The organism is Cupriavidus sp. BIC8F, assembly GCF_032465815.1.
In the GTDB taxonomy this organism is placed as follows: domain Bacteria; phylum Pseudomonadota; class Gammaproteobacteria; order Burkholderiales; family Burkholderiaceae; genus Cupriavidus; species Cupriavidus necator.
Window position 1 is genome coordinate 2383784 of record NZ_CP136094.1, and the last position, 24865, is coordinate 2408648.

Annotated in this window: 23 protein-coding genes and 1 riboswitch; of the genes, 6 read left to right on the plus strand and 17 right to left on the minus strand. The window is 68.3% G+C overall.

Annotated features, from left to right (window positions below; all coding sequences use genetic code 11):
- Positions 1 to 25: 25 nt before the first annotated feature.
- Positions 26 to 224, minus strand: a riboswitch (yybP-ykoY riboswitch).
- Positions 225 to 281: 57 nt separating this feature from the next.
- From RS901_RS11165 to xdhA, 6 genes are all read right to left on the minus strand, one after another.
- Positions 282 to 1457 carry a fatty acid desaturase gene (locus RS901_RS11165; protein ID WP_316148847.1) on the minus strand — a complete coding sequence of 392 codons (1176 nt, stop codon included), beginning with the start codon at positions 1455 to 1457 and terminating at the stop codon, positions 282 to 284.
- Between the two features lie 184 nt (positions 1458 to 1641).
- Complete coding sequence (gene guaD, locus RS901_RS11170; protein WP_316148848.1) at positions 1642 to 2964, minus strand: guanine deaminase; 1323 nt, start codon at positions 2962 to 2964, stop codon at positions 1642 to 1644.
- A 76-nt stretch (positions 2965 to 3040) separates the two neighbouring features.
- The gene (locus RS901_RS11175; protein WP_316148849.1) at positions 3041 to 4096 is read right to left on the minus strand and encodes an adenosine deaminase; all 1056 of its coding nucleotides are present in this window, start codon (positions 4094 to 4096) and stop codon (positions 3041 to 3043) included.
- A gap of 57 nt (positions 4097 to 4153) precedes the next feature.
- The gene (gene xdhC, locus RS901_RS11180) at positions 4154 to 5143 is read right to left on the minus strand and encodes a xanthine dehydrogenase accessory protein XdhC (RefSeq protein WP_316148850.1); all 990 of its coding nucleotides are present in this window, start codon (positions 5141 to 5143) and stop codon (positions 4154 to 4156) included.
- A 181-nt stretch (positions 5144 to 5324) separates the two neighbouring features.
- Positions 5325 to 7673: a xanthine dehydrogenase molybdopterin binding subunit gene (gene xdhB / locus RS901_RS11185; RefSeq protein ID WP_316148851.1), complete on the minus strand. Its 2349-nt coding sequence runs from the start codon at positions 7671 to 7673 to the stop codon at positions 5325 to 5327.
- A 25-nt stretch (positions 7674 to 7698) separates the two neighbouring features.
- On the minus strand, positions 7699 to 9201 hold the full coding sequence (gene xdhA / locus RS901_RS11190; RefSeq protein ID WP_316148852.1) for a xanthine dehydrogenase small subunit: 1503 nt from the start codon (positions 9199 to 9201) through the stop codon (positions 7699 to 7701).
- Positions 9202 to 9432: 231 nt separating this feature from the next.
- Between xdhA and RS901_RS11195 the strand changes: the two genes are divergently transcribed.
- Positions 9433 to 10380, plus strand: coding sequence for a LysR substrate-binding domain-containing protein (locus tag RS901_RS11195; protein ID WP_018313168.1), 948 nt, complete (start codon positions 9433 to 9435; stop codon positions 10378 to 10380).
- 25 nt (positions 10381 to 10405) lie between these two features.
- Here RS901_RS11195 and RS901_RS11200 read toward each other — a convergent pair whose 3' ends face one another.
- The gene (locus RS901_RS11200; protein ID WP_316148853.1) at positions 10406 to 11239 is read right to left on the minus strand and encodes a substrate-binding domain-containing protein; all 834 of its coding nucleotides are present in this window, start codon (positions 11237 to 11239) and stop codon (positions 10406 to 10408) included.
- 145 nt (positions 11240 to 11384) lie between these two features.
- On the opposite strand from RS901_RS11200, the gene RS901_RS11205 reads away from it, so the two are divergent.
- From RS901_RS11205 to RS901_RS11225, 5 genes are all read left to right on the plus strand, one after another.
- Positions 11385 to 12482, plus strand: a complete 1098-nt coding sequence (locus tag RS901_RS11205; protein ID WP_316148854.1) for a substrate-binding domain-containing protein — start codon at positions 11385 to 11387, stop codon at positions 12480 to 12482.
- A gap of 121 nt (positions 12483 to 12603) precedes the next feature.
- The gene (locus tag RS901_RS11210; protein ID WP_316148855.1) at positions 12604 to 13206 is read left to right on the plus strand and encodes a DUF4126 domain-containing protein; all 603 of its coding nucleotides are present in this window, start codon (positions 12604 to 12606) and stop codon (positions 13204 to 13206) included.
- A gap of 76 nt (positions 13207 to 13282) precedes the next feature.
- Positions 13283 to 15889 (plus strand): ABC transporter permease, encoded by a 2607-nt coding sequence (locus tag RS901_RS11215; protein WP_316148856.1) that lies wholly within the window; start codon positions 13283 to 13285, stop codon positions 15887 to 15889.
- A gap of 39 nt (positions 15890 to 15928) precedes the next feature.
- A complete protein-coding gene (locus RS901_RS11220) occupies positions 15929 to 16345 on the plus strand; it encodes a group II truncated hemoglobin (protein WP_010809157.1) in 417 nt (138 codons plus the stop codon).
- Between the two features lie 43 nt (positions 16346 to 16388).
- Positions 16389 to 16985 (plus strand): DUF924 family protein, encoded by a 597-nt coding sequence (locus tag RS901_RS11225; RefSeq protein WP_316148857.1) that lies wholly within the window; start codon positions 16389 to 16391, stop codon positions 16983 to 16985.
- A 24-nt stretch (positions 16986 to 17009) separates the two neighbouring features.
- Here the strand turns inward: RS901_RS11225 and RS901_RS11230 are convergent, their stop codons facing one another.
- From RS901_RS11230 to RS901_RS11275, 10 genes are all read right to left on the minus strand, one after another.
- Positions 17010 to 17594: a TIGR00730 family Rossman fold protein gene (locus RS901_RS11230; RefSeq protein ID WP_316148859.1), complete on the minus strand. Its 585-nt coding sequence runs from the start codon at positions 17592 to 17594 to the stop codon at positions 17010 to 17012.
- Positions 17591 to 18292 carry a TetR/AcrR family transcriptional regulator gene (locus tag RS901_RS11235; protein ID WP_316148860.1) on the minus strand — a complete coding sequence of 234 codons (702 nt, stop codon included), beginning with the start codon at positions 18290 to 18292 and terminating at the stop codon, positions 17591 to 17593. The genes RS901_RS11230 and RS901_RS11235 overlap by 4 nt, the downstream gene beginning before the upstream one ends.
- A 102-nt stretch (positions 18293 to 18394) precedes the next feature.
- Positions 18395 to 18880 carry a diacylglycerol kinase gene (locus RS901_RS11240; protein ID WP_316148861.1) on the minus strand — a complete coding sequence of 162 codons (486 nt, stop codon included), beginning with the start codon at positions 18878 to 18880 and terminating at the stop codon, positions 18395 to 18397.
- Positions 18807 to 19928 carry a glycosyltransferase family 1 protein gene (locus tag RS901_RS11245; RefSeq protein WP_316148863.1) on the minus strand — a complete coding sequence of 374 codons (1122 nt, stop codon included), beginning with the start codon at positions 19926 to 19928 and terminating at the stop codon, positions 18807 to 18809. The genes RS901_RS11240 and RS901_RS11245 overlap by 74 nt, the downstream gene beginning before the upstream one ends.
- 61 nt (positions 19929 to 19989) lie before the next feature.
- Entirely contained in the window at positions 19990 to 20985 is a 996-nt protein-coding gene (locus RS901_RS11250) for a UDP-2,3-diacylglucosamine diphosphatase (protein ID WP_316148864.1), read from the minus strand.
- Between the two features lie 119 nt (positions 20986 to 21104).
- Positions 21105 to 22085 carry an esterase/lipase family protein gene (locus RS901_RS11255; protein WP_316148865.1) on the minus strand — a complete coding sequence of 327 codons (981 nt, stop codon included), beginning with the start codon at positions 22083 to 22085 and terminating at the stop codon, positions 21105 to 21107.
- On the minus strand, positions 22082 to 22618 hold the full coding sequence (locus RS901_RS11260; RefSeq protein WP_316148866.1) for an RDD family protein: 537 nt from the start codon (positions 22616 to 22618) through the stop codon (positions 22082 to 22084). The genes RS901_RS11255 and RS901_RS11260 overlap by 4 nt, the downstream gene beginning before the upstream one ends.
- 121 nt (positions 22619 to 22739) lie before the next feature.
- Positions 22740 to 23522, minus strand: coding sequence for a DUF3106 domain-containing protein (locus tag RS901_RS11265; RefSeq protein WP_316148867.1), 783 nt, complete (start codon positions 23520 to 23522; stop codon positions 22740 to 22742).
- A 1-nt stretch (position 23523) separates the two neighbouring features.
- Entirely contained in the window at positions 23524 to 23955 is a 432-nt protein-coding gene (locus RS901_RS11270; RefSeq protein ID WP_316148868.1) for a DUF3619 family protein, read from the minus strand.
- Positions 23952 to 24593: an RNA polymerase sigma factor gene (locus RS901_RS11275; protein WP_316148869.1), complete on the minus strand. Its 642-nt coding sequence runs from the start codon at positions 24591 to 24593 to the stop codon at positions 23952 to 23954. Before RS901_RS11275 ends, RS901_RS11270 begins: the two co-directional genes overlap by 4 nt.
- Positions 24594 to 24865: the final 272 nt, after the last annotated feature.

A 24865-nucleotide genomic window follows, 5' to 3' on the forward strand; every position in this document is an offset into this window, starting at 1 on the left:
GATGCCAATGACGCACACCTTTCCCGGCCCGGCCAGAAAGGTATGGTCATCGGTCTCGCCAGGCTGGACGCTGCCGGTCCGTATCAGTACACGGCCGGGCGGGTCCGGAGCTGCGCACGCCATAACCGCAAGCGGTCAAGTCTGTTGACGTACGCCCCTGTCTCCTGGAATCCGCATTGCGCGGCGCGGTGAGAGCAGGGCGGCTACTCCCCAATGGAAGCAATAATTATAACGGCAGCGGGGGCAGGCGTCCACCTGCCCCCGCCACGTGGCCTGCACTCTCAGGCGGGTACAGGCGCGTTGTCGCTGGTCTGGCGGCCGCGGAAATCAGTCCAGCACAGGGCCTTGAAGTCATAGAGCTTGCAGCGGCGCGCGGTGTCGAAATACCAGCGCCAGGAGAAGTTCTCGACAATGATGCGGCCCGGCAGCGCGTGCTCAAGCAGTGCCTGGGCGCGCTTGAGGCGGTACAGCGGCACGCTCATGTCGACGTGGTGCGCGGTGTGTTCCATGATGTGGTGCAGCGCCGCGCCGATGCCGTGGCGGAAGCGCAGGTGCACGGTGGTCGAGACAAAGGGCTGCGCCTTGGCCCACATGGCCTTGGTGTCGTACCAGGCGACGCTGGTGTGGGTGTGGTGCACATACAGCACGAAGCCGACGGTGACGTTCCAAACCAGGAAGGGCAGCACGAAGCCGGCACCGATGAGCATCCAGACGGTCTGGTCCGTGGCCAGTGCCAGGCCAGCCAGCGCGCCGATCCAGGCCAGCCCGAAGGCGGCTACCAGCACACAGTCGCCGGTGAAGATCGGGCGGCGCGTGGCCATCTGGCGCTTGCTGGGGAAGAACATCTTGCACCACCAGATTTCCACCAGGTAGTACAGGCCCGGGCCGAAGCCGGTGCGGTAGATGCGCTCCATCACGCGGCGCCAGCGCGGCAGCGCGTTGAATTCTTCCAGCGAGAAGGGCGCCCAGACGAAGTCGAAGCCCTTCAGGTTGGTGTAGCCGTGGTGCACCACGTTGTGGCCGACTTCCCACAGGCTGTACGGCGTCAGTGAGGGCAGGAAGGTGAGCCGGCCCAGCCACTTGTTCAGGCCGCGGCGCGGGGTCAGGCTCTGGTGGCAGGCATCGTGGCCGATGATAAACAGGCGCGCGATGATCAGGCCGGCCAGCACGCCCAGCGCCAGCTTGGCGGCCCAGTGCTGCGCCAGCACCACGCCGGCCAGCACGGCGCCGAACAGCAGGTAGTCGAAGCCGAACAGCAGCAGTGCGCGCGGGGTGCTGCGCTGGCCCAGCGGGATCAGCCAGCCGCGGATGATCTTGCGCGAGGGCAGCGGGGCGTCCGGTGCGATTGGCTCCGGCAGCGGGGCATGGCTGGGCGCGCCCTTGCGCGCGGCATGGGGCACGTCATGCGGGCCATGGGCGCGCTCAGGGGCGTGAGCGGCGGATTGGGAAGCGGTCATGCAGAACCTTCTGATTGCGGTCGGATGGGTATGGGCGCACGGCACGCAGAACGCCGCGGCGGAACCGCAAGGTTAGAAGGCTTTGTCGAAGACGGTCTTGACGGTCGTCAAGCCGGAGGCAGGGGCGAAGCGGTAAAAGCGCGCCCGCCGCATGGCGGCGGGCGGCTGCTGGCCAGGTGACGGATCAGGCGGTCGGCACGTGGGCGGCCTCGCCCATCACATAGACGCTGTCGATGACGCGGTCGTCGCCCAGCATGGCAAAGGCGAACAGTTCTTCTTCCAGCGTTTCCGAGCGGTTGCTGCGGCGGGCGATCAGCGGCGTGGCCTTGGGGTCCAGCACGATGAAGTCGGCCTCGCAGCCTTCGCTGAAGCTGCCGACGCGGTCGGTCCAGCCCAGTGCCTCGGCTGCGGCGCGGGTGGCCAGGTAGAACATGCGCAGCGCGGTCAGGTAGTAGCCGCCCATGCGTGCCACCTTGTGTGCGGCGTTCATGGTGCGGAACATCGAGAACGAGGTGCCGCCGCCGACGTCGGTGGCCAGCGTCACATTCAGGCGGTTGGCGTCGGACTGGTGGAAGTCATAGAAGCCGCTGCCCAGGAACAGGTTGGAGGTGGGGCAATGCGCCACCGCGGCGCCGCTGTCGGCCAGGCGCCGGCGGTCGTCCTGGTCCAGGTAGATGGCGTGGCCGTACATCGCGCCCGGGCGCAGCAGGCCGTAGCGGTCGTACACGTCCAGGTAGCTGCGCGCGTCCGGGAACAGCTCGGCCACCCATTTGACCTCGTCGCGGTTCTCGGCCACGTGGGTCTGGATAAAGGCGTCCGGGTAGGCGCGCGCCAGTTCGCCGCAGGCGGCCAGCTGCGCCTCGGTCGAGGTCGGGGCAAAGCGCGGCGTGATGGCGTAGGCCAGGCGTCCCTTGTTATGCCAGCGCGACAGCAGGTCGGCGGAGTCCTGCGCGCCGGTCTCGGCCGTATCGCGCAGGAATTCCGGGCAGTTGCGGTCCATCATCACCTTGCCCGTGACCATGCGCAGGTTGCGCGCCTCGCTTTCGGCAAAGAGGGCTTCGGCCGAGGCCTTGTGCACCGTGCTCCAGACCACCGCGCTGGTGGTGCCGTTGCGCAGCAGTTCCTCGGTGAAGAAGCCGGCCACGCTGCGCGCGTAGTCGGGGTCGGCAAAGCGGCGCTCTTCGGGGAAGGTGTAGGTCTCGAGCCAGTGCAGCAGGCCCGGCGACGGCGACGCGATCATGTCGGTCTGCGGGTAGTGCACGTGGGTGTCGATAAAGCCGGGCACGATCAGCTTGCCGCGGTGGTCGACGATCTCGGCGTCGGCCGGAATGCGCGCGGCCAGCTGCGTGTAGTCGCCGGCGGCGGCGATGCGCCCGTTGGTGACGATCAGCACCCCGTCGTCCCAATACTGATACGCGTCCTCATGGAATTGCGGATCGCGCAGGAAATGCAGCACGCGGCCGCGAATGGCACGGGTGAGGGAGTCAGTCTTGGGGTTGGTCGTCATGGTTTGTCTCTTGTGGCCGGCCCGCGCGGAAGCGCATGGTTCAAGCAGCGGGCCGGGCTATTGGCATGCGCCGCGCTCAGGCCGCTGGGGCCGTTGCGGGCGGGGACTTGGGCGGGCTCGACCAGAAGTGGTCGACTTCCGCCAGGAATTCGGCCTTCTGCATGGCAGGCAGGAAGGCCGCTTCAAAACTGTTGCGGGCAAGCTTGTGGGCATCGGCCGCGTCCAGCGGCAGCGCGTCGAAGGTGGCTTCCCAGTTGGCGTTCATATAGCCGCCGAAGTAGGCCGGATCGTCCGAATGCAGCGTGATCACCACGCCGGCATCGAGCATGCGCTTGAGCGGGTGGTCGCGCAGGTCCGGGTATACCTTGAGCTTGACGTTCGACAGCGGGCACACGGTCAGCGCCACGCGCTCGCGCGCCAGGCGTGCCACCAGCGCCGGATCGTCGATGGCGCGCACGCCGTGGTCGATGCGCTGCGCCTTGAGGATGTCGAGGGCGTCGGTGACGTATTGCGCCGGACCTTCCTCGCCCGCGTGGGCCACCAGGTGCAGGCCCAGCTCGCGCGCCTTGGCGAATACGCGCGCGAACTTCTCGGGCGGGTTGCCTTGCTCGGACGAATCCAGGCCCACGCCGACAAAGCGGTCGCGGTAGGGCAGCGCCGCTTCCAGCGTGGCGAAGGCGTCTTCCTCCGGCAGATGGCGCAGGAAGCACAGGATCAGGCTGCTGGAGAAGTCATATTCGGTGCGCGCCTGGGCCAGGGCATCGGCGATGCCGTCGATCACCACGCCGATGGGCACGCCGCGCGCGGTATGGGTCTGTGGATCGAAAAAGATCTCGGCGTGGCGGACGTTGTCGGCGACTGCGCGCTTGACATAGTCCATGGTCATGTCGAAGAAATCTTCCTCGGTCAGCAGCACGCTGGCGCCGGCGTAGTAGATGTCCAGGAACGACTGCAGGTCGGTGAAGGCGTAGGCGGCGCGCAGCGCCTCGACGCTGGGGTAGGGCAGCGCAACCTGGTTGCGCTGCGCCAGCCGGAAGATCAGTTCCGGCTCAAGCGTGCCTTCAATATGCACATGCAGTTCGGCCTTGGGAGTGCGGCGGATCTGTTCCGCGAGCGCGGCATCGATGGTCATGGGGGCCTCGTTTCTGGGCATTTCTGTGCCTGCCGGCGGGGCCGGGGCGGCACGGGTTCAGGGATGCACCGCCTCCGGGCGGCCCAGACGCAGCGCGGCAAGGCGCTGTTCGCGGACCTGGAGCAGCTGGGCGACGATGGCTACCGCAATCATAGCCGGAGCCTTGTCGGTAATCCCGGGAACCCCCATGGGGCATGTCATTTCCGCAAACCGGGCCGGGTCGATGCCGTGCTCGGCCATGCGGTGTTCAAAGCGCGCGCGCTTGGTCTTGGAACCGATCAGCCCGAAGTAGGCGAAGTCGGTGCGCTTGAGGATTTCCTCGCACAGGGTCTGGTCCAGCGCATGGCTGTGCGTCATGACCAGAAAGTAGCTGCCCGCGGGCGCCTGCGCCACTACCGCCTCGGGCGTGTCGCTGGCCTCGGCCTCGACATTGTCCGGCAGCCCGCCGGGAAAGAGCGTGTCGCGCTCGTCGACCCAGTGCACGCGGCACGGCAGCGTGGCCAGCACCTTGACCAGCGCATGGCCGACATGGCCGGCGCCGAACAGCACTACGTGCATGGTGTCGGGCACCAGCGTGTCGGTCCAGCTGCCGTCGGCGTGCAGCGTTACGCCGGGGATCACGGCATGGCTGTCGCCATGGGTGATGGGGCCGCTGGCCGGCACTTGCCGCTGCAGTGCCTTGCCGGCGGTGAAATTGCGTTCGACCGCGTCAAGCCAGTGCAGGTCGGTTTTGCCAAGGACCTCGAACGCCAGCTGCACCACGCCGCCGCAGCACTGGCCCAGCGCCGGCCCGAGCGGAATGCGCTCGATCCGGCGTTGTTCACCACACGCCAGCATCGCGCGCGCGATATCCATGCCGCGCCACTCCAGGTGGCCGCCGCCGATGGTGCCGACCAGGTCGTCGGCGCTGACCAGCATGCGGATGCCGGCCTCGCGCGGGGCCGAGCCCTTGACCTCGACGATGGTGACCATCGCCACCGGCACGCCGGCGCGCACCATGCGGGCGGCGTCGGCGAAGCGGAAGGGTTTGAGCGGTGCGTCCTGCATGTCGGGGGCCTTGTCGGTGTTGCCTGGTTGTTGCTTGATGCTGTGGTGCTGCCTGCGCCATGTCACCGCAAGGGTGGCGCGCGCCTGCTTCTTCCACCGGCCCCTTGCCCGTCAACGCGGCCAAGGGGGGAAAGTCCGGGGGCGCCCGCAGGCGCGCGCTTCCTGCGATCGTTCAGCCAGTTCAGGCTGGCTGTGCTGCGGCTTCGCGCACGGCGTCGACGGCGTCCAGGATCGCCTCGCTGGTGGCCGGGGCCTTCAGCGGCGGGTTGATGCGGTAGTCGCCAACGGCAGCCACGGCGTCGCGGATCGCGAAGAACACCGAGAACGGCAGCAGCAGCGGCGGCTCGCCCACGGCCTTGGAACGGTGGATGCTGTCCTCGACGTTGCGGTTCTGGAACAGGCGCACGTTGAATTCCTCGGGGCAGTCGTTGACCGTCGGGATCTTGTACGTGGACGGGGCATGCGTCATCAGCTTGCCGTCCTTGTTCCACCACAGTTCCTCGGTGGTCAGCCAGCCCATGCCCTGGATAAAGGCGCCTTCGACCTGGCCGATGTCGATCGCCGGGTTCAGCGAGCGGCCGGCGTCGTGCAGCGCGTCGGCGCGCAGCAGTTTCCATTCGCCGGTAAGCGTGTCGACCAGCACCTCGGAGCACGCGGCACCGTAGGCGAAGTAGTAGAACGGGCGACCCTGCAGCTTGCTCTGGTCCCAGTGCAGCTTGGGCGTGGTGTAGAAGCCGTCGGACCACAGCTGCACGCGCGCCACGTAGGCTTCGCGCGCCAGCTCGCCGAACGACAGGCGCAGTTCGCCGGCGCTGACCAGGTCATCGTTGAAGCGCACCTCGGACGGCTCCACGCCGGCCTTGCGCGCGGCAAACACGGCCAGGCGCTCGCGGATCTGGCGCGCGGCGTCCTGCGCGGCCTTGCCGTTCAGGTCGGCACCGGTGGAAGCGGCGGTGGCCGAGGTATTGGCCACCTTGCTGGTATCGGTCGCGGTCACGCGCACGCGTTCCATGCGGATGCCCAGCTCATGCGCCACCACCATCGCCACCTTGGTGTTCAGGCCCTGGCCCATCTCGGTGCCACCGTGGTTCACCAGCACCGAGCCGTCGTTGTAGACGTGCACCAGCGCGCCGGCCTGGTTGAAGTGGGCCACGTTGAACGAGATGCCGAACTTCACCGGGGTGATGGCGATGCCCTTCTTCAGCACCGGGCTGGCGGCGTTGAAGGCGCGCGTGGCCTCGCGGCGGGCGCGGTATTCGCTGCTGGCCACCAGTTCGTCGATCAGCTCGTGGATGACATTGTCTTCCACGGTCTGGCCGTAGGGCGTGACGTTGTTCTCGGTCTTGCCGTAGAAGTTGGCGCGGCGCACGTCCAGCGAATCCTTGCCGACCGCGCGGGCAACGTTGTCCAGGATGTATTCGACCGCGAACGCGCCCTGCGGGCCGCCGAAGCCGCGGAAGGCGGTATTGCTCTGCGTGTTGGTCTTGCCGCAGTAGCCGTCGATCTGCACGTTCGGCAGCCAGTAGGCATTGTCGAAGTGGCAGATGGCGCGGGTCATCACCGGGCCCGACAGGTCGGCCGAGAAGCCGGCGCGCGACACCATCTCGACCTTCACGCCCTCGATGTGGCCTTCGTCGTCGTGGCCCACGGTGTAGTCGAACACGAAGTCATGGCGCTTGCCGGTGATCATCATGTCGTCGTCGCGGTCCGGGCGCAGCTTGACCGGGCACATCAGCTTCCAGGCAGCCAGCGCGGCGCAGCAGGCGAACAGCGCCGACTGCGATTCCTTGCCGCCGAAGCCGCCGCCCATGCGGCGGCATTCGACCAGCACTTGGTGCGCTTGCCAGCCGAGCATATGGCACACCGCGTGCTGCATCTCGGTCGGATGCTGGGTCGAGCACCACACTTGCATGCCGTCGTTCTCGCGCGGTGCGGCGTACGAGATCTGGCCTTCCAGGTAGAACTGCTCCTGGCCGCCCAGGTGGATCTTGCCGCTGTCCTGGTGGGCCGCGCCGGCAATGCGCGCGGCGGGCTCGCCGCGCGTCAGGTGCATCGGCGGCAGCACATAGCTGCCGGCCTCATGCGCGGCCTGCGGCGACAGCACCGGGGGCAGGTCTTCGTAGTCAATCGTGCCCAGGCGGGCGGCGCGGCGGGCGGCGTCATGCGAGGTCGCCACCACGATAAAGATCGGCTGGCCGATGAACTGGACCACGTCGCGCGCCAGGATCGGGTCGTCGTGGATGATCGGGCCGCAGTCGTTGGTGCCGGGGATGTCGTCCACCGTCAGCACGTCGACCACGCCGGGCGCGGCGCGCACCTTGTCGAGCGAGACCGACTTGATGCGGGCGTGTGCGCGGGTGCTCATGCCGAGCGCGGCGTGCAGCGTGCCGGCCAGCTCGGGGATGTCATCCGTGTAGGTGGCGGTGCCGGCCACGTGCAGGTGGGCGGATTCATGCGGACGCGAGATGCCGACCTGCGGGACCTGTTCGGCGGTGGCGTCGAGCAGGAAGGGTTCGGTTTGCTTGTTCATGCCGATGCTTTCCTTTTTCTCTGGCTCAGGCCGTGGCGGTTTCAGTGGCGCCGGCGCCGATGGCGCGGACGTTGACGGCTGCCGCGGGCAGCGCTTCGGCGCGGGTCTCCAGCCAGAAGCGGTACAGCAGGTTGGCGGCACCGCGGCTGCGGTACGACGCGGTCGCGCGCATGTCGGACAGCGGCGTGTAGTCCTGCCCCAGCGCGGCCATGCCGGCGCGGGCGGTGGCTTCATTCCACGGCTGGCCAGTCAGGGCCGCCTCGGTGGCGGCCGCGCGCTTGGGCGTGGCGGCCATCCCGCCGAAGGCGATGCGGGCCTGCGTCACGATGCCGTCCTGCACGGTGATGCCGAATGCAGCACACACGGCGGAAATGTCCTCATCAAAGCGTTTGGACAGCTTGTAGGTGCGGAAGTGCTGCGGGCCGGCCACCGGCACGCGCAGCGCGGCGACGAATTCGCCCGACTGCATCGCGGTCTTCTGGTAGGCCAGGTACAGGTCTTCCAGCGGCAGCGTGCGGCGCGTCTCGCCGTGCTGCAGCACCACTTCCGTACCCAGCGCGATCAGCGCCGGCATCGAGTCGCCGATCGGCGAACCGTTGGCGATATTGCCGCCCAGCGTGCCGGCATTGCGGATTGGCAGCGAGGCAAAGCGCTTCCACATCTCTTCCAGCTCGGGGTGAGCGGTGTTGAGTGCGGCGTAGGCCTTTTCCAGCGTCACGGCGGCGCCGATCTCGACCATGCCGTCGCGCTCCTCAATGTGGTTCAGGTCTTCCACCTGGCCCACGTAGAGCAGGTTGCCCAACTCGCGGAACTGCTTGGTGACCCACAGGCCCACGTCGGTGCTGCCGGCCAGGATGCGGATATCGGGCTGTGCCGCCTTGATCGCGCCGAACTCGGCCGCGGTGCGTGGGGCGAAGAACTCCTGGCCTTGGGCGCGGTAGCGGAAGGTCTCGCCGCGCTTGAGGTTGCGCAGGGTGTCGGCGATCTGCTTCGGGTTGAGCTTGTCCGCGGTGGGGGCGGGCAGGGCCATCATGCGCTCGCCGGCGTCGATAATCGGGCGGTAGCCGGTGCAGCGGCACAGGTTGCCGGTCAGCGTGTCGCAGATGGTCTGGCGCGAGGGGGCTTCGCCGCCCGGGGTGTGCTGCTGGTACAGCGCCCACAGTGACATCACGAAGCCGGGGGTGCAGAAGCCGCACTGCGAGCCGTGGCACTCGACCATGGCTTCCTGCACCGGGTGCAGGTTGCCGTCGGCCTGGCGCAGATCCTCGACCGTGATCAGGGCCTTGCCGTCGAGCGTGGGCAGGAACTGGATGCAGGCGTTGACCGCCTTGAATTCGACATCGCCGCCGTCCTGCAGCTCGCCGACCACGACGGTGCAGGCGCCACAGTCGCCTTCGGCGCAGCCTTCCTTGGTGCCGGTGCAGCGCGCGTCTTCACGCAGGTACTGCAGCACGGTGCGGGTAATGGGGGCGTCGGATACTTCCTTGACCTGGCCGCGGTGGAAAAAGCGGATGGTTTGCGTCTCCATGGTCTTCTCTCTTTTGGTGATGGCGGAAACATAGCACCCTGGGCTTTCATGCAATATTCGGCCCAGGTGATATGCCCCATCAGCGCGCGGCCCCGATTGGTGCCCCGCCGCACCGGCGGGCGCCCCCTGGAGGAGGTGATTTGACCGTTTGTGGGGCGCCTGTCATACACTATGCGCCGTTCCCATCCCCCACGCCACCCATCCGGCCCCCGCCGGAGGGCCGCCATCGCCATGCACGGACGCGACCATCTCGATACATATTTGCTGCGGGTGCTTCACACCCTGCTGACCGAGCAGAGCGTGACCCGCACGGCCGTGCGCCTGGGCCAGTCCCAGCCCGCCATCAGCAATACCCTGAAGCGCCTGCGGGAGATCACCGGCGATGCCATTTTGGTGCGGGGCAAAAACGGCATGGTGCCGACCGAGCGCGGCCGCGAACTGCTGGCGCTGGCCGAGCAGAGCCTGGCGGCGATGGACCGCATCGCGCGCCCGCCGCAGCAGTTCGATCCGGCCACCACCACGCGCACCTTCCACCTGGGCGCGCCGGACTACCTGGATGCCTTCTTCCTGCCCAATATCGTCGAGCGCGTGCGCCGGCTGGCGCCGGGCGCCAAGCTGTTCGTGCATCCGATGACGTCGTCGTCGGACTTCCTGGACGACCTGGAACAGGGGCAGCTGGATATCGTGGTCGGCAACTGGCTGTCGCCGCCGGAGCACCTGCATATCTCGCCGCTGTTCGACGACGAGGTGGTGTGCATGCTGGGTGCCCAGCATCCGCTGGCGCGCAAGGGGCTGACGCTCAAGCACTACCTGGAGATGCCGCACCTGGCCCCGGCGCCCTATGCGTCGATGCAGCGCAGCATGATCGACCAGGCGCTGGCCGAGCAGGGCTACAAGCGCAATATCCAGGTCACGCTGCCGTATTTCGGCCTGGTGCCATATGTGCTGATGAAGACCGATATGGTCTTTACCACCGGCCGCCAGTTTGCCGCGCACTACGCGCAGTACCTGCCGATCCGCATGGTGCCCTCGCCGGTGTCCTTTCCGCGCATGCGCTTCTACCAGCTGTGGCACGAGCGCTGCCACGCGGCGCCGGATGTGATGTGGATCCGGCGGATGATCGCCGAGGTGGCGGCGGATCTGCCGCAGCTGCCGCGGCTGGAGGCCGAGGGGGGCTGAGCAGGCGCTGCAGAGGGGGAGGGGCTTACCTGGCCTTGTAGTCCGGGAAGAACAGCTGTTCCCCTTCCACCTTGTATCCCGCAATCGCATCCTGTCCTTCCTTGGACGTGATCCACTCCACCAGCTTCATCGCATCCGTATGGTTGATGCCCGGATGCCTGGCGGGATTGACCGCGATGATCCCATACGGGTTGAACATCTTCGGATCGCCTTCGATGGCGATGGTCAGGCCGGTCTTGGCGCGATAGGCGCCGTAAGTGGCGCGGTCCGACAGTGTATAGGCCGGCATCTGCGCGGCCATGGTCAGCACCTCGCCCATGCCCAGGCCGGCGTTGACGTACCACGGCTGGCCCTTGGGCTCGATGCCCAGCTGCTTCCAGTAGTCCTTCTCCATCACATCGGTGCCGGAGTTGTCGCCGCGCGAAATGAACTTGCTGCCGCTGCCGGCAAGCTTGCGGAACCCCGCCAGCACGTCCTTGCCGCCTTTGACACCTGCCGGGTCGCTGGCCGGGCCGACCACGATGAAGTCGTTGTACATCACGTCGCGGCGGTTCACGCCGTAGCCGGCCGCGACAAAGGCGTCTTCCATCTTGCGCGCGTGCACCAGCAGCACGTCGACGTCGCCCATCTCGCCCATCTTCATGGCCTTGCCCGAGCCGACAGCGATCACCTTCACGGTGACGCCCGCCTTTTGCTCGAAGCGCGGCAGCAGGTACTTCAGCAGGCCGGAGTTCTCGGTGCTGGTGGTGGTGGCCAGCTTCAGTTCCCCGGCATGGGCCGCCGACAGCAGGCCTACGCAGGCAATCGCGACGAGATGGCGCACAGGGCGGCGCAGGCGTTGGGCAAGGCGAGGCGACATGCGGTGGGCTCCTTTGTATTATGTTCTGGCGGACATAATTGCTTTTGCCTTTGGATCTCATGGAGAATGCGGCAAAAGAACATAAGAATGGGGTATTCATTGTGGTCCAGCCGAGATCGACAAGTAAATATGCTGCGGAGGACATATGACCTTCCGCTTTGACGTGTTTCCGGTGATTGCGCCAGACGACAATCCGCGCGCGAATGGCAAGGTGTTCCAGCTGCTCAAGGCCGTGCGCGAAACCGGGTCGCTGCACCGCGCCGCGCGCGAGATCGGCTTGTCGTACCGCCATGCCTGGGGCGTGATGCGGACCTGGGAGGAAATGCTCGGGCGCAGCATGCTCGATATGGAGCGCGGCCGCGGTGCCTCGCTGACGCGCTTTGGCGAACGCCTGCTGCGCGCCGAACTGCGCCTGCGCGAATCGGTCGACCCGGTGGTGCAGAAGGCCATGGCCGACTTCATTGCCGAGCTGGACGATGCCCAGCAGCCGCAGTCGCAAGTGCATTTCACCGGCAGCCATGACCCCGCGGTGGAGGTGCTGGCCGCCGTGCTGGGCGTGGCAAGAACCCCGCTGCAGCTCGATACGGTGTTCTGCGGCAGCGTGGAGGGGCTGATCTGCCTGCAGGAGCGGCAGTCGGAACTGGCCGGCTTCTATGTCTCGCCGGTGCAGACCGCGGGCTCGGTCGCGCATGTGACGCTGCGCAAGTGGCTGCGGCCGGCCGCGGTGCGGCTGCTGCGGCTGGCCTGGCGCGAGCAGGGGCTGATCCTGGCGCCGGAGGTGGCGCGCGAGGTGCATGACCTGCGCGACTTGGCGCGCACCCAGGCACGCTTCGTCAACCGGCAGCGCAGTTCGGGCACGCGCATGCTGTTCGACCAACTGCTGGCCGCGCAGGGCCTGTACCCGGACCAGATCGCCGGCTACGACGAGACCGAGTTCAGCAACGAGAAGGTGGCCGAGGCCGTGCACGGCGGCCGCGCGCAGGTGGGCTTCGGGCTGCGCATGAATGCCGAAGCGCACGGGCTGGCCTTTGTGCCGCTGACGCGCGAGGCCTATTACCTGGCGCTGCGCAAGAACGACCAGACCGCCGGCTGGATGGCAGCCCTGCTGGCCCTGCTGGCCGACCCGGCCTTTGCCCGGCGGATCGAGGCGCTGCCCGGCTACACCATGGCCGAGCCGGCCGGCATCCTGACGCCGCAGGAGGCGTTGCCGTGGTTCGGGCCGGACGGCAAGGAAGACAACTGAGGGCGAGCCGGGCGGCATGACGCCGACGGGCGCGCGGCTGCGCGGCCCGGTCCGTATTACACTCCCTGCCAGGCGCGCCGTGGTTTGCATCGGCCTGCGCCGGACCCTTGCAAGGAGCGCCATGCTGGAAACCGCCGCGCTGGCCGCGGGCATGTCCTGGGCCAGTGGATTTCGCCTCTACCTTGCGGTGCTGGCCGCCGGCGTACTGGCGCGCCTGGGCTGGCTGGACCTGCCGCCCGGGCTGCAGCCGCTGGAATCCTGGTGGGTCATCGGCGTGGCCGCCGTGCTGGCCGTGGCCGAATTCGTCGCCGACAAGGTGCCCGCGTTCGATACCGTCTGGGACGGCATCCATACCTTCATCCGCATCCCCGCCGGCGCAATCCTGGCCGCCGCCGCCTTCGGCCAGCTGGATCCGCAGTGGATGGTGGCGGCAGGGCTGATCGGCGGCACGCTGGCCGGCACCGCGCATGCGGTCAAGGCTGGCACGCGCGCGCTGATCAATATCTCGCCGGAACCGTTCTCCAACTGGACGGCCTCATTCACGGAAGACGTGACCGCGACCGGCAGCCTGCTGCTGGCGTTTTTCCTGCCGGTGGTGTTCCTGGTGCTGCTAGTGGTCTTCCTGCTGGTGTCGGTGTGGCTGCTGCCGAAATTGTGGCGCGGCGTGCGCCGGCTGCATGAAAGCCTGCGCGGCAGGACTGAGCGGCCTGGCACACCCCGCTAGCTTCCCGGCCATTCCCGCTATTTCTTCGACTGACCCGAGGCGCGCTGTCGCCAGAAACCAAGAACCAAACCAACCGATGCCTCCCGAGTCCGCCATCGAAGCCCCGGCCACGGCCGCCAGCCCCGCCGGCACGCGCCCCGCGCATGGCGGCCGCTTCTCCGCCTGGCGCCAGGCGTTGCGCATGGCGCGGCGCGACTGGCTGGCCGGCGAGCTCTACCTGCTGCTGTTTGCGCTGGTGCTGGCCGTGGCCGCGCTGACCAGCGTGGGCTTCATGGCCGACCGCATGCGGCTGGGCCTGGAGCGCGACGCGCGCCAGATGATCGCGTCCGACGTGCTGCTGGTGGCTGACCAGCCCTTCGATACCGCCTTCGCGCAGCGTGCGCAAGCGGCCGGGCTGGCCGTGGCGCAGACCGTCACCTTCCCGAGCATGGCTACCGCCAATGGCAAGGCGCCGGCCCGCGGTGATGCCCCCAGCCAGCTGGCCGCGCTCAAGGCCGTGACCGACGGCTACCCGCTGCGGGGCAAGCTCAAGGTGGCCAGTGCGGCGGGAGCGCCGGATGCGCCCGCCGAGGGCATTCCCGCGCCGGGCACCGTATGGGTCGACGAGGCGCTGCTGGGCGCCCTGGGCGTTGCCGTGGGCGACACCCTGCAACTGGGCAGCCGCAGCTTCCGCATCGACCGCATCATCACGCAGGAGCTTGATCGCGGCACCGGCTTCATGAACTTCGCGCCGCGCGTGCTGATGCCGCTGTCGGACCTGGACAGCACCGGGCTGATCGGCTGGGGCAGCCGCGTGACCTACCGGCTGCTGGTGGCCGGCCCCGACGCCGCCGGCGCTGCCTTCCAGAAATGGGCGCAGGACGAGATCGGACGCCGCAAGCTGCGCAATACCCGGGTCGAGTCGCTGGAATCGGGCCAGCCGCAGATGCGCGCCACGCTGGACCGCGCCGAGCGCTTCCTGTCGCTGGTGGCGGTGCTGTCTTCGATGATCGCCGCAGTGGCCATTGCCATGTCGGCGCGCCGCTATATGCAGCGCCACACCGATGCCTGCGCGGTCTACAAGTGCCTGGGGCTGTCGCGCGGGCAGATCCTGCGCACCTTCGGCCTGGAGTTCCTGGTGGTGGGGGCGGCGGGCGCGCTCGCCGGGGTGCTGCTCGGGTACCTGGCGCACTATGGCCTGCTGCTGTCGCTGGGCGGGCTGCTACGGGTGTCGCTGCCGCAGCCGTCACTGCTGCCGGCACTGGTGGGCGTGCTGGCCGGGCTGGTGCTGCTGGCCGGGTTTGCGCTGCCGCCGCTGCTGGCGCTGACACGGGTGGCGCCGCTGCGGGTGCTGCGCCGCGATATCGGGCCACCGCCGGTGTCGGCCTGGGTGGCCTATGCGCTCGGCCTGGGCGCTTTTGTCGCGCTGCTGCTGGTGGCGGCGCGCGACCTGCGGCTGGGGCTGACCACGGCGGGCGGCTTTGTCGCAGCGGGCGTGGTCTTCGCGGTGCTGGCGCTGGGGCTGCTGACGCTGCTGTCGCGCCTGCTGCGGGGGCGCCTGCGCGGGCGCGCGGCGATGGGCTGGCGCTTTGCGCTGGCGGTGCTGGAACGCCGCCGCGCGGTCACGGTGCTGCAGACCGTGGCGCTGGCGGTGGGGCTGATGGCGCTGCTGCTGCTCGGCATGACCCGTAACGACCTGGTCGATTCGTGGCGCAAAGCCACGCCGGCCGACGCGCCCAACCGCTTCATCATCAACATCCAGCCGGACCAGCGCGAACCGCTGCGCCAGATGCTGGCCGGCGCCGGCATCAACGACTTGCTCTACCCGATGGTGCGCGGGCGCCTGACCCATATCGGCGAGCGCGCCATCCGCGGCGACAGCTTCGAGGACGGGCGCGCGCGCAACCTGGTCGAGCGCGAATTCAACCTGTCATATACCGATGCGCTGCCCGAGGGCAACCGCGTGATTGCCGGACGCTGGTCCAACGGCTCGGACGCCGGCGCCTCGGTGGAAGAGGGCATCGCCAAGACGCTGGGCATCCGGCTTGGCGACACGCTGCGCTTTGACGTGGCCGGCCAGGCGGTGCAGGCCCGCGTGACCTCGCTGCGCAAGCTGGACTGGGGTTCGATGCGCGTCAATTTCTTCGTGATCCTGCCGCCGCAGGCGATGCAGGGGCTGCCCGAGACCTATATCACGTCGTTCCACCTGCCGCCCGCCAGCGCGGCGCTGGGCAACCGGCTGATCGCGGCCTTCCCCAACATCACCGTGGTCAATACCGACCTGATCCTGCGCCAGATCCAGGACATCCTGGACCAGGTGATCGCGGCGGTGGAGTTCCTCTTTGTGTTCACGCTGGCCGCCGGCGTGACCGTGCTGTACGCGGCGCTGTCCGGCGCGCGCGACGAGCGCATGCGCGACGCGGGCCTGCTCAAGGCGCTGGGTGCCTCGGCCGCGCTGGTGCGCCAGACCCAGTACGCCGAGTTCCTGGTGGTGGGCGGCCTGGCCGGATTCCTGGCCAGCCTGGGCGCGATCGCGGTGGGCTGGGGCCTGTCGCAGTTCGTCTTCGATTTCCCGTACAGCTTCAATGGCTGGATCGTGCCGGTGGGCGTGGTTTCTGGCATGCTGTGCGCTTTTGCCGGCGGCTGGCTGGGCCTGCGCGAAGTGCTGCGCCAGCCCGCGCTGGCGACCTTGCGTGATGCCTGAGGCAGGTACCTGTCCCTGGCGGCGCGGACCGAGTGTGTGATGAGTACTGAATCCAACGACAAGCCCGGCACGGCCGAGGTGACTGCATTTGAACTGGTGGGCGGCGAAGCGCGCGTGCGCGAGCTGGTCGACCGCTTCTACGACCTGATGGACCTTGAGACCCAGTTCGCCGGGCTGCGCGCGCTGCACCCGCCCTCGCTGGAGGGCTCGCGCGACAAGCTGTTCTGGTTCCTGTGCGGCTGGCTGGGCGGCCCCAACCACTTTATCGAGCGCTTCGGCCATCCGCGCCTGCGCGCGCGCCATATGCCGTTCGAGATCGGCGTGAGCGAGCGCGACCAGTGGATGCGCTGCATGGCGCTGGCGATGCAGGATATCGGCCTGTCCGAAGACCTGCAGCTGCGCCTGATGCAGGCCTTCTTCCAGACCGCCGACTGGATGCGCAACGTGGCGCGCTGAGGTGCCACCGCTCCCTTCCTTCCACCGAAAGGTTTCCCAGCCCATGACAGACCAACTGCCTGAAGGCGCCCTGCGTCTGGTCGATTTCTGGTTCGGCCAGCCCGGTTCGGCCGCCTGGAATACCGAGCGCCCGCAATGGTTCACCAAGTCGGACGCCTTCGATGCGCAGATCCGCACGAACTTCCTGTCCGACTGGCAGGTCGCCTGCGACGGGGCCCCTGACGACTGGTCGGTCACGCCCGAGGGCGCCTGCGCGCGCGTGGTGCTTCTGGACCAGTTCCCGCGCAACATGTTCCGCAACGACCCGCGCAGCTTTGGCAGCGATGCGCAGGCGCTGCCACTGGCCAGGCGCATCGTCGCCACCGGCATGGACCGCAAGCTGCCGACGGACTACCACCGCATGTTCTGCTACATGCCGTTCGAGCATTCGGAGGCGCTGGAGGACCAGGACGAGGCGGTGCGCCTGATGACGCAGCTGCGCGAGTCCAGCGGCGGGGTGGTGGATGTGGTGGAGTGGGCCGAGAAGCACCGCGCGATCATCACGCGCTTTGGCCGCTTCCCGCACCGCAATGCGGTGCTGGGCAGGCAGAGCACTGAGCAGGAACTGGCGTTCCTGCGGCAGCCGGGCTCGTCGTTCTGAACCAAGCCGGCAGCAGGGGCGCGCTCAGGTCTTGTCGCGCGCCTCTTGCCACTTGTCGACGCGCACGCGCGGCGCGGCCGCCAGCTGGCCCAGCAGGCCGGCGGGCGTGTCTGCCACATGCAGCAGGTCGGCATGCACCTGCTTCATGAAGCCTTCCTGCACCGCGTGCCTGAGGAAACCCAGCAGGCCGTCGTAGAACCCGGCGACATTCAGCAGGCCCACCGGCTTGTCGTGGTAGCCCAGCTGCAGCCAGGTGAAGGTCTCGAACAGCTCTTCGAAGGTGCCCACGCCGCCCGGCATGGCGATAAAGGCATCGGCGCGGTCGGCCATCATCTGCTTGCGCTCGTGCATGTTGCGCACCACGTGCAGCTCGGTCAGGCCGCGGTGGCCGACTTCCTTCTGCATCAGCGCGTCGGGGATGATGCCGATGGCGCTGCCGCCATGTTCCATCACGGCGTCGGCGACGATGCCCATCAGGCCCACCTTGCCACCGCCGTACACCAGCGCCAGGCCGCTTTCGGCCAGGGTGCGGCCGAGCAGGCGCGCGCCTTCGGCGTATTCAGGACGGTTGCCGGGGCTGGACCCGCAATACACGCAGACGGATTTCACTTTGCTTCCTTTGCCGCGTCGGCTGCGGCCTTGGCTGCCGCGTAGTCGCGCGCCAGCTGGTCGAATGCATCCCGGGCCCGGCCGCGCAGGTAGGGCGCCAGGATCGAGAAGATGTGGTAGCTCGATCCGTGCAGGTAGCCGCGGATCTGCTCGGGGTCGTTGTACTGGCGCGGATGCTGCACGAACTGGAACGACAGCCAGTAGGTGGCGATCACCACCATGTTGGTGCAGATGGCTTCGACCTGCTCGGGCGTGGCTTCCATCTCGCCGTCTTCCAGGAACTGCCGGCAGATCTCGTGCGCGAAGCGCTGCTTCTGCTCGACGATGCGCTTGAAGTTGGTTTCCAGCATCCGGTTGCGCGCCAGCAGGTCGTTGATGTCGCGATACAGGAAGCGGTAGTTCCACAGGAACTCGGACATGTACTGCAGGTAGCCCCAGCTTTCGTCCAGGGTCGCCTTGTGATCGTCCGGCATCTTCAGGCGGCGCTCCATCTCCTGCTCGAAGCGCACGAAGATGGAGTTGATGATGTCGTCCTTGTTGCGGAAGTGGTAGTAGAGATTGCCGGGGCTGATCTCCATCGCTTCCGCGATCGTCGTGGTGGTGACGTTCGGTTCGCCGACTTCGTTGAACAGGCGCAGCGAGACGTCGAGGATGCGGTCCCTGGTGCGGCGGGGGCCGGTTTGCGGTTTCGGTTCCATGGGCGTCCGGGCGATCGGTGCGATCAGTGAGTCGGGGGGCAGGGTTGCGATTATAAGCAATCGGCCCGGCCACCCCATCCGGCATCCCCGGCGACTGACGGATCAGCCCGCCAGCGTCCGCACCCAGCGCACCACGTGCGGCCCGGCGATGGCGACCCAGGTGCCGCCGCACAGCACCAGCGCCAGCATCACCGCGGCGCTGCCGAAATCCTTGGCACGCTTGGACAGGCTGTGCCGCTCCAGCGAAATGCGGTCGATCGCCGCCTCGACGCTGGAGTTGAGCAGCTCCACGATCAGCACCACCAGCAGCGTGGCCAGCAACAGGATGCGCTCGACCACTCCCACCGGCAGCAGGAACGCCCACGGCGCCAGGATTGCCACCAGCGTCAGCTCCTGGCGGAATGCGCTTTCCTCGAGCACCGCATAGCGCAGGCCCGACAGCGAGTTGATGGCCGCATGCCAGGCGCGCGTCAGGCCGCGATTTCCCTTGTGGGGATTCTGTTCGATCGAATATTCAGCGCTCTGGACTGCCTGCGGCGGCCTCTGCAGAGGCGGGTCGGACGGCTGTTCCGGATGGGGTTTGGACATGGTTTTGCGGGGCGGGTTGGGCCGCTGCGCTGTCCCGGCCTGGATTGCCGGGAGCGAACGGCCGAAGATGGGCCAGGAACTGCTCGGAGGCGGCGCGCCAGGAGAACCGCTCGGCGTGGGCACGGGCCGTGGCGCGGTCGATGCGCAGCGCTTCCAGGCAGGCTTCGCGCAGGTCTTCGTGCATCACGCCGGCGGGGCTGTCGCCCAGCACATCGATCGGGCCGGTGACCGGATAGGCTGCCACGGGCAGCCCGCTGGCCAGCGCTTCCAGCAGCACCAGCCCGAAGGTGTCGGTGCGGCTCGGGAACACGAACACATCAGCCGAAGCATACACCCGGGCCAGCTCGGGCTGGCTCAGCACGCCCAGGTAGTTGGCGCCCGGATAGCGCGCGCGCAGCCCCGACAGCGCCGGGCCGTCGCCGACCACCCACTTGGAGCCGGGCAGGTCCAGCGCCAGGAAGGCCTCGACGTTCTTTTCCACCGCCACGCGGCCCACGTAAAGGAAGATCGGGTGGGCGGTGTTGAGCACATTGGGACGCTGCAGCGTGAACACGTCCAGGTCCACGCCGCGCGTCCACAGCACGGCGTTGGTGATGCCATAGTGCCGCAGGTCGTCCAGCACCACCGGGGTGGGCGCCATCACCGCCCGGGCCGGGCCGTGGAACCAGCGCAGGAAGCGGTACGTCCATGCCAGCGGGATGCCGAAGCGTGCCTGCACGTATTCCGGAAAGCGCGTGTGGTAGGCCGTGGTGAAGGGCAGCCGGCGGCGGATCGCGTGGCGCCGCGCGGCCAGGCCCAGCGGCCCTTCGGTGGCGATATGCAGGGCGTCCGGAGCGAAGGCCTCGATGCGGCGCTGCACGCGCGCCGCCGGGAACAGCGACAGGCGGATCTCGGGGTAGGTCGGGCACGGCACGGTGCGGAATTCCAGCGGCGTGATCATGTCGACCGTGTGGCCCATGGCCTCCAGTTCGCGGCGGGTGGACTTGAGCGTGCGCACCACGCCGTTGACCTGCGGTTCCCAGGCATCGGTGACGATCAGGATCTTCATGCAGCCTCCTCGGGCGCGGTGGAAGGGCAATGCGGATGGGGCAAAGGGTGGCAGGCCGGGATCAGCCCGCCACGGCGGCGCGGCGACGGCGGCGCGTGGCCGGGGCCGGCGCGTCCAGCAGCGTGGTCCAGTAGACGATCTTCAGTTCGCCTTCGATGGTCTCGACCAGCGCTGACAGGCTTTCGACCCAGTCGCCGTCGTTGCAGTAGAGCTGGCCGTTGACCTCGCGGATCTCGGCCTTGTGGATATGGCCGCAGACCACGCCGTCGCAGCCGCGGCGGCGCGCCTCATCGACCATCGCGCTCTCGAAGGCGCCGATGTAGTTGACCGCGTTCTTGACCTGGTGCTTGAGGAACTGCGACAGCGACCAGTACGGGAAGCCCAGGCGCGCGCGCAGCCGGTTGAAGTGGCGGTTCAGCGCCAGGATCACCGTGTACAGCGAATCGCCCAGGTAGGCCAGCCAGCGCGCGTGCTGCACCACGCCGTCGAACAGGTCGCCGTGCACCACCCACAGCCGGCGTCCGGTGGCGGTGACGTGCACGGCCTCTTCGCGCACGGTGATGTCGCCGAAGGCCATACCGTCGAACTGGCGCGCGGCCTCGTCGTGGTTGCCGGGCACGTAGATCACTTCAGTGCCCTTGCGCGCCTTGCGCAGCAGCTTCTGCACCACGTCATTGTGGCTTTGCGGCCAGTACCAGCCGCGGCGCAGCTGCCAGCCGTCGATGATGTCGCCGACCAGGTAGAGCTGCTCGGACTCGTTGTGCTTGAGGAAGTCCAGCAGGTAGTTGGCCTGGCAGCCGGGCGTGCCCAGGTGGATGTCCGACAGCCAGATGGCGCGGTAGCGCTGGATCGGGTGCGGCTCGGGCGGGTGGGTCTCCTGCTGTTCGCGCTGGGGCGCCAGCGCTGCGGCATCCAGGGCCGGCGCCATGAAGGCGGTCAGCGGCGCGGCGCTGCCGGGGCCGCTGGCCCAGTTGCTCTCAGGGCTGCGGCGCAGCCATTGCGTCAGTTGCGCGGCCTTCGACAGATACCCGCGGGCAGATCGGATTGCTTGCACCATGGCAGTCCCGGTTGCGGCGATGGCTGCATTCAGCCAGCCCGCGATGACGGTGCCGTGACGGAAACATGACTGACATATGAATCGTGGCGGAAGTGGAACAGCCCGGGCTGGCGCAGGTGTCAGTGCCCGCGGGCGGACAGCTCTGCGAGGGCGTCTAGTACCGCACGCACGGCGGCGGGATGGCGCAGCAGCGTGACGTGGCCGATGCCGGCCAGCGGGATATGCCCGGCGCCGTCGAGCCAGCCGGTGCAGGGCGGCCCGGCGATCGAGTCATGCCAGCTGAAGATCGAGATCATGCGCGCGCGGCGGCGCGGGGTTTCCGCGGCGGCCAGCGCGCGCAGCCAGGGGCTGCCGCAACGCATCTGGCGCGCATTGGGGCCGCCGCCAAAGCGCGCCAGCGCGCTGCCGTGGTGGGGGCTGCCCAGCGTCACCACGCCGGCGCAGGCGTCTTCGTCGCCTGCCAGCTGCAGCGCGGCGCGCGCGGCCAGGCCGCCCATGCTGTGGCAGACCAGCAGCGGCGGGCGCCCGGCTTCGGCTGTGATGCGCCGCATGGCGGCCAGCAGTGCGTGCGCGTAGTCGTCGATGTCGCCGAACACCGGCTTGAGTTCGATCCCTTCGCAGTGGTAGCCGGCGGCGGCCAGCGCCGGCTGCATGTCGAGCCAGATGGCCTGCCCGCAGGCGTAGCCATGCACTAGCAGCACCGGCGGGGCGTCGCGGCCGGGCAGGGCGTCAAGCGGTGCGGCGAAAGGCGCGTGCGCGCGGAATGGCTGCAGCCAGTCGAACATGCGCAGCACGGCCACGCACTCGGCCGCAAAGCAGCGCAACGCCTCAGGCGGGCGCAGCGGCCGGCGCGTGGCGGCGAGTTCAACGGGTGGTGCGGGCGGGTGATTGCCGCGCCCGACCCACAGGCCGCGCCCGCTCAGGGCGAAAGCGAAGGCAATGCCGCTGGCGAAGCTGCCGAGGATGGTCGCCACGCCCGCGGCGACCGCGCCGGGCCATGGCCAGCCGCCCAGCCGCACCAGCCCGGCGGCGATGCCGAGCGCCGCGGCCGCCTGCAAGGTCACCGCAAGGCGGCGGATGCCGGCAGCCGACAGGCTCATGGCTTGGGCGGGCGCAGGTCGGTCAGCCGCGTGCCGGCCAGGCGGTCGTGCAGGAACTGGCGGCGCGGATCCAGCCACGCTAGCAGGACCCAGATCAGCAGGCCGGCGCACAGCACCCCTACGAACGGCCCCTTGACCAGCCCCAGCATATGGCCGACCGCCGCCGATGGCGGCAACCACAGCCATGCCAGCACGTAGCGCAGCGCCGCCTGCGGCCAGCGCGGCGGCACGCCGGCGGCGTTCTCGACGCGCATGCGCCAGGTCTGCATGGCCAGGGTCTGGCCGTTGCGTTGCCAGAACCAGGTGAAATACAGGCCCATCACCAGGAAGCTCCACACCTGGATCACGAACGGCCCGTCCACGCCAAGCTTCTGCAGCAGCGGCCGCACCAGCAGGTAGGCCGCGGTCGAGGCGCTCAGCACGCCGAACAGCAGCACGCCTTCATAGAGCATGCAGGCGATGCGGCGGCGCAAGGGCGGGGCGGCGGGGCGGGTGGCTGCGGCGGGCTTGGGATCGAGGGTGGCAACGGGCATGGAAGGCGAAGAAAGCTATGCCGGCGCGCGGGGGGCATGTTGGTGCCGGCGCGGGTCAGTCGGGGCCGGCCTTGCTTCGGTGGCCGGCGTGAGACGGCCATTATGCCAAATGACTTGGGGATTACTGGCGCACGGTGGGGTCAGAAGCCGCGGCCGCGGCTTCGGTGGCGACCTCGGCCGCGGAGGCCGGCACGCCGAGCGCTGCAGGCGCCGAGGCGGCCGGCGCTGGGGTGGCGGTCACGGCAGCGGGCGCAGAGGCAGGTTGAGCCTGGGCTTCGCTGGCAGGCTTGCCGGCAGTGTGGCCACTGTGGCCCGCTGCGGCGCTGGCCGTTTTCGGCTCGCGGTGGAGCTGGCGGCTGGTGTCGCCGGGCAGGCGCTTGCCGCTGGGCAGCGCGCTGACAGCGCCGGGTCGGCGCGGCACGTGGTCGGTGGCGGCCAGCTTCTTTTTCTGCTCTTCAGGCAGCTGCTGATACTTGTCCCAGGCCTCGGCCTTTTTCTCGGCCGGCAGCGAGCGGGTGATCTGGTAGTTCTCGCGCGCCAGCCGGCGTTGCTGCGGGGTCATCTTGACCCATTCCGCCATGCGCGCTTGCAGCCGGGCCTGCTCGGCCGGGGAGAACTTCGGGTAGCGCTCGGCGATGCGCAGCCATTTGTGGCGGTTCAGTTCCGGCAGGCTGTCCCACAGCGGCTGCAGCGGGGCCAGGATGCGCTGGTTGACCGGACTCAGGTCGGCCCAGGCCGGCCGGGCATTGGTTGCCTGCGCGGCAGCAGGCGCTGTCACCGCGGAAGCCCCTTGCGCATGCGCCGCGGGCGGCAGCAGGCCCCAGCAGGCGGCTGCGCCGGCGCCGGCCAGCAGCGCGGCCAACCGGCGGCGCAAGGCGTCGGGGTGGAACATTGCGCGCGCCATGCTATTGCCCGCGCTTCAGGAATACGTGGAAGCCCTCGTCGGCGTAGGCCGTGGGCGGCAGGTCGTCGAGCAGCATGGCGGCGTCTATATCGGCCAGTTCCTCGATGCGCTTCTGCTCCTGCCAGTGATAGATGCCCATCAGGCCGGCGGCCAGCGCCACCAGCGTCCAGATCAGGCCAAGGCGGCGCAGCCAGGCGCCGGCACGGTGCAGCGGCGAGCTGTCTTCATCAAACAGCGGGGCATGCATGCCAGGCATGGCCAGCTGCGGGACCAGCACGGGTGCCTCGGCCTTCTTGCGGGCGACCGCCATCCGGCGCGCAGCGGCGAGCCGTTCGGTGATGTCGGCAGGCAGGTCATCGGTGCCGGCATCAAGTGCCGCCCGAATCGCATGGGCAAACCGGCGTTCGTGGATTTCTTTGTCGTTTCTGCTCATAGTCGGACCCCCCGTGCGCGCAGGGCCTGCGCAAGGGTATGCGTGGCACGGGAACAGTGCGTCTTGACGCTGCCTTCGGAGCAGCCCATTACGGCGGCGGTTTCGGCGACGTCCATATCTTCCCAGTAACGCATCAGGAACGCCTCGCGTTGACGCGTCGGCAGGCGCTGGATTTCCTGCTCGATGATGTGCATGACCTGGGCGCGCTCGACCTTGTCGGCGCTGCTTTCGGCCGATTCAGAGCCGGCCTGTGCCTCCAGCGTCTCCAGCAGGTCATTGTCGTCGCCGTCGCGGTCGGTGCGCAGGCTGGAAAACAGCGAGACCCAGGTGTTGCGCACCTTCTGGCGGCGGAACCAGTCGTGGATGGTGTTCTGCAGGATGCGCTGGAACAGCGGCGCCAGCTCGGCGGCGCCTTTGTCGCCGTACTTCTCGGCCAGCTTGATCATGGCGTCCTGGACAATATCCAGCGCGGCCTCGTCGTCGCGGACCGCAAATACGGCCTGCTTGAAGGCGCGGCGCTCGACGCTGGTAAGAAAATCGGACAGTTCCTGGTCGGTGGCCATGCAGGCGGTTGCGGCTCGTTGCTGCGGGACAAATGCCCGGTCTGGTGAATGTGCTGCGTACGGCCCGTGGCACATTCAAGGTGCTGCGATGCTAGCAAAAAAACGATCCCCTGTACCACTTTGTATTGCTGCAAATACATTGAGGCGCACAAAAGACCCGCCGCAACTCCGGAAAATCCCTTACGCTCAGGTCAAAAACAACCGTAGACCGCGCTGGTGCATTGCAGTATCATCGCCGGTTCACACGACATCAGTGGTTGTCTCATCCGGCCGCTTATGAGGCGGTCTTCCATGCAGACGCGCAACGCTTGAACCCGTGCCACAAGCCCGGCAGAGAGCATCCAAAC

Coding starts and splice junctions, on each gene's coding strand:
- RS901_RS11165 (WP_316148847.1), bottom strand. CDS start 1,457: ATGACCGCTTCCCAATCCGCCGCTCACGCCCCTGAGCGCGCCCATGGC.
- guaD (WP_316148848.1), bottom strand. CDS start 2,964: ATGACGACCAACCCCAAGACTGACTCCCTCACCCGTGCCATTCGCGGC.
- RS901_RS11175 (WP_316148849.1), bottom strand. CDS start 4,096: ATGACCATCGATGCCGCGCTCGCGGAACAGATCCGCCGCACTCCCAAG.
- xdhC (WP_316148850.1), bottom strand. CDS start 5,143: ATGCAGGACGCACCGCTCAAACCCTTCCGCTTCGCCGACGCCGCCCGC.
- xdhB (WP_316148851.1), bottom strand. CDS start 7,673: ATGAACAAGCAAACCGAACCCTTCCTGCTCGACGCCACCGCCGAACAG.
- xdhA (WP_316148852.1), bottom strand. CDS start 9,201: ATGGAGACGCAAACCATCCGCTTTTTCCACCGCGGCCAGGTCAAGGAA.
- RS901_RS11195 (WP_018313168.1), top strand. CDS start 9,433: ATGCACGGACGCGACCATCTCGATACATATTTGCTGCGGGTGCTTCAC.
- RS901_RS11200 (WP_316148853.1), bottom strand. CDS start 11,239: ATGTCGCCTCGCCTTGCCCAACGCCTGCGCCGCCCTGTGCGCCATCTC.
- RS901_RS11205 (WP_316148854.1), top strand. CDS start 11,385: ATGACCTTCCGCTTTGACGTGTTTCCGGTGATTGCGCCAGACGACAAT.
- RS901_RS11210 (WP_316148855.1), top strand. CDS start 12,604: ATGCTGGAAACCGCCGCGCTGGCCGCGGGCATGTCCTGGGCCAGTGGA.
- RS901_RS11215 (WP_316148856.1), top strand. CDS start 13,283: ATGCCTCCCGAGTCCGCCATCGAAGCCCCGGCCACGGCCGCCAGCCCC.
- RS901_RS11220 (WP_010809157.1), top strand. CDS start 15,929: ATGAGTACTGAATCCAACGACAAGCCCGGCACGGCCGAGGTGACTGCA.
- RS901_RS11225 (WP_316148857.1), top strand. CDS start 16,389: ATGACAGACCAACTGCCTGAAGGCGCCCTGCGTCTGGTCGATTTCTGG.
- RS901_RS11235 (WP_316148860.1), bottom strand. CDS start 18,292: ATGGAACCGAAACCGCAAACCGGCCCCCGCCGCACCAGGGACCGCATC.
- RS901_RS11240 (WP_316148861.1), bottom strand. CDS start 18,880: ATGTCCAAACCCCATCCGGAACAGCCGTCCGACCCGCCTCTGCAGAGG.
- RS901_RS11245 (WP_316148863.1), bottom strand. CDS start 19,928: ATGAAGATCCTGATCGTCACCGATGCCTGGGAACCGCAGGTCAACGGC.
- RS901_RS11250 (WP_316148864.1), bottom strand. CDS start 20,985: ATGGTGCAAGCAATCCGATCTGCCCGCGGGTATCTGTCGAAGGCCGCG.
- RS901_RS11255 (WP_316148865.1), bottom strand. CDS start 22,085: ATGAGCCTGTCGGCTGCCGGCATCCGCCGCCTTGCGGTGACCTTGCAG.
- RS901_RS11260 (WP_316148866.1), bottom strand. CDS start 22,618: ATGCCCGTTGCCACCCTCGATCCCAAGCCCGCCGCAGCCACCCGCCCC.
- RS901_RS11265 (WP_316148867.1), bottom strand. CDS start 23,522: ATGGCGCGCGCAATGTTCCACCCCGACGCCTTGCGCCGCCGGTTGGCC.
- RS901_RS11270 (WP_316148868.1), bottom strand. CDS start 23,955: ATGAGCAGAAACGACAAAGAAATCCACGAACGCCGGTTTGCCCATGCG.
- RS901_RS11275 (WP_316148869.1), bottom strand. CDS start 24,593: ATGTGCCACGGGCCGTACGCAGCACATTCACCAGACCGGGCATTTGTC.